Origin of the sequence: Bradyrhizobium sp. (assembly GCF_049512235.1) — a bacterium.
Classification (GTDB): domain Bacteria; phylum Pseudomonadota; class Alphaproteobacteria; order Rhizobiales; family Xanthobacteraceae; genus Bradyrhizobium.
Genome location: NZ_JBEKXH010000735.1, coordinates 1 through 2501, shown reverse-complemented (window position 1 = coordinate 2501; position 2501 = coordinate 1). Strand labels below are relative to the sequence as shown.

General features: G+C 63.8%; 2 protein-coding genes. One reads left to right on the top strand and one right to left on the bottom strand.

What is annotated here, in order from left to right; all coding sequences use genetic code 11:
* Window positions 1–409: 409 nt before the first annotated feature.
* The gene (locus ABSG20_RS34590; RefSeq protein ID WP_423868923.1) at window positions 410–1681 is read right to left on the bottom strand and encodes an MFS transporter; all 1272 of its coding nucleotides are present in this window, start codon (window positions 1679–1681) and stop codon (window positions 410–412) included.
* A gap of 266 nt (window positions 1682–1947) precedes the next feature.
* On the opposite strand from ABSG20_RS34590, the gene ABSG20_RS34585 reads away from it, so the two are divergent.
* Window positions 1948–2501, top strand: a 554-nt coding sequence (locus ABSG20_RS34585) for an ABC transporter ATP-binding protein (RefSeq protein ID WP_423868922.1), incomplete at its 3' end; no start/stop codon positions are given.

Genomic DNA, 2501 nt, shown 5'->3' with positions numbered 1-2501 from the left:
CACGACCGGCAGACGAACCCGTTGCCGCGGTCTTTCCTGCGGTCCATCGCCCAAAATCTCCATGGAAGGGCTGCCCGGCGATCTTCCGTGGTTCAAGCTGAACGAACGCGGCGGCCAGATCAACTCGCAATGACAGTTGAAAGGTCCTCATCCCAGTTTCGTAGGAGTCCGGTCTTAATGGTTGCAATTTATTAAATATGCAACCAACCGCAGCCAAGGCTGCGCCTATAACGCAAAAATGCGATTGATCTCAGTATCATGAGCGATTCGGGTGGTCGGGTGAACGTCAATCAGTGCCTGACCGAAAAAAGGGGATGCCCGCCAACAGCCGCCGCACACCGTGGCGCAGCGTTTGCGCCGACCGGTGGCTGAATTGGCGGAAGATACCGCGTCGGAATCGAAAAACTCTTCACGCAAATTTCGGCTGCGCCGCCTGCGCCATCAGCCTGGCGCGTTCGGTGTTGGGCCAGAGCAGCAAGAGGCCGAGCAGGCCGGCGGCGACCAGGATGACGGCGTTGATGGTGAAGCCGGTCAGGTAGCCCTCGAGCATGCCGCCGGCGTTCTGGATCACCTTGCCCATCACCGCGGGGGCGACGATGCCGGCAAGCGTGTAGATCGCGCCGTAGATCGAGATCACGGCGCCGCGCTGCGGCACGGGGGTGAACTCGCCGAGCATCGGCGGGCAGACCACATAGATCGATCCGGACAGCCCGGTGCCGACCACCAGCAGGGCGATCTGCAGCCCGGCGCCGTCGATGTGGGGCAAAACGGCAAGGATGGCCCCGCCCGCGATCAGCGGCGTCGCGCCGAGCACGCCGCGGGCGCCGCGGGTCGACATCCCCCGCGCCATCAACACCTGCGAAAGCCAGCCCGTCAGCAGCACGGTGGCGGCGCCGAAGACCCACGGCAGGATCGAAATAAAGCCCGCGTCGTGTTGCGAGAAGCCGAGCCCCTTGACGATGAAGGGCGTGAACCAGGTCAGGCCGAGCGACAGCGCCCAATAGGCGCCGAAGGTCGCGACGCAGGAGCCGATGAACGTCCGCGAGGTCAGGAGCCGGAAATAGGGCACGCGGGGATCGGCCTTGGCCATCGCGACCGTCTGCACCAGCGGGCCTTCCTTGCCCAGCATCAGCCATGCCGCGACCCAGATCAGGCCGGCCACGCCGAGCGCGCCGAAAGCATAGTGCCAGCTGTAATTGACGATCACCCAGTTCAGCGCCGGTACCGCCAGGATCACGCCGAACGCCGAGCCTTGCGAAAGGATCGCGGTGGGCAGCGTCCGCTTCTCGTCGGGAAACCATTTGTAGACCGCATGCGCCGCCACCGAAAACGCCGGGCCCTCGCCGGCGCCGAGGATGACGCGACAGATCAACAGCGTTGAGAAGCCGATGGTGCCGACCATCGGAAACTGCGCCAGCGCCCAGATCAGCGCCAGCGCCAGCAGCACCCAGCGCGTGGCAATACGGTTGACGATGAAGCCGACCACGATCGTGGCGATCGAAAACAAAAAGAAGAACGAGGAGCCGAGCAGGCCGAACTGCTCCGGTTCGAGTTTCAGTTCGGTCATGATCGGCACGCCGGCCAGCCCGACCACGATCTTGTCGGCGAAATTCACCAGCATGAACAGAAACAGGAGAAACGTGATCTTCCAGGCGCCCTTGGGCGTCGGTTGCGTGGCCATGGATTCCCCCGGTTTTGTCTCTCTGGCCCTGTTGATCGGCCTCTCGCCGATGCTACAGGCGGGATGACGGGCAATGCAACCGCGCATTACGGGCCCATCGCGCGCGCCGGAACTCCAAGTCTGCCTTCCGATACTGCCTGAAACTGTCGCCTGAGTATCCTGCAACCGGATCACGATCGTGTCGCTGTCCCGATTGAGACCGTGATCTCCCGCCATGCTCTTGCTATGTTGCGTGATTCCTTCAAACGGCAACAGGCAATCCCGTCGTGCTGAGCGTCAGCCATCTGACCAAGAGCTATCGTTCTGCCGGCGAAGAGGTGGTGGTGCTGCGCGGCGTCAACCTCGATGTCGCCGCCGGCGAGCGGGTCGCGCTGACAGGCGAATCCGGCAGCGGCAAGAGCACGCTGTTGCATCTGGTCGCGGGGCTCGATCGCCCCGACGCCGGCGAAATCAGGCTGGCCGAAACGGAGCTGTCCGAACTCAATGATGCCGGCCGGGCGGCCTTGCGGCGTGATCGGCTGGGCCTGGTATTCCAGCAGTTCAACCTGATTCCGAGCCTGAGCGTGGAAGACAATCTCAGATTCCAGTCGCGAATTGCCGGCCGCCACGATGCCGCCTGGCATGCGGAGCTGGTGGAACGGCTCGGACTGGGCAATCTGACAAAACGCTATCCCGAGCAATTGTCCGGCGGCCAGCAGCAGCGGGTCGCGATCGGCCGCGCGCTCGCCGTAAAACCGCTGCTGCTGCTCGCCGACGAGCCCACTGGCAATCTCGACGAGGCTACCGCGGATGACGTGCTGGCGCTGGCGCGCGACCTCGT

What these genes read in the sequence shown, in the direction of transcription:
- ABSG20_RS34590 (WP_423868923.1), bottom strand. Translation starts at nt 1,681, where the DNA reads ATGGCCACGCAACCGACGCCCAAGGGCGCCTGGAAGATCACGTTTCTC.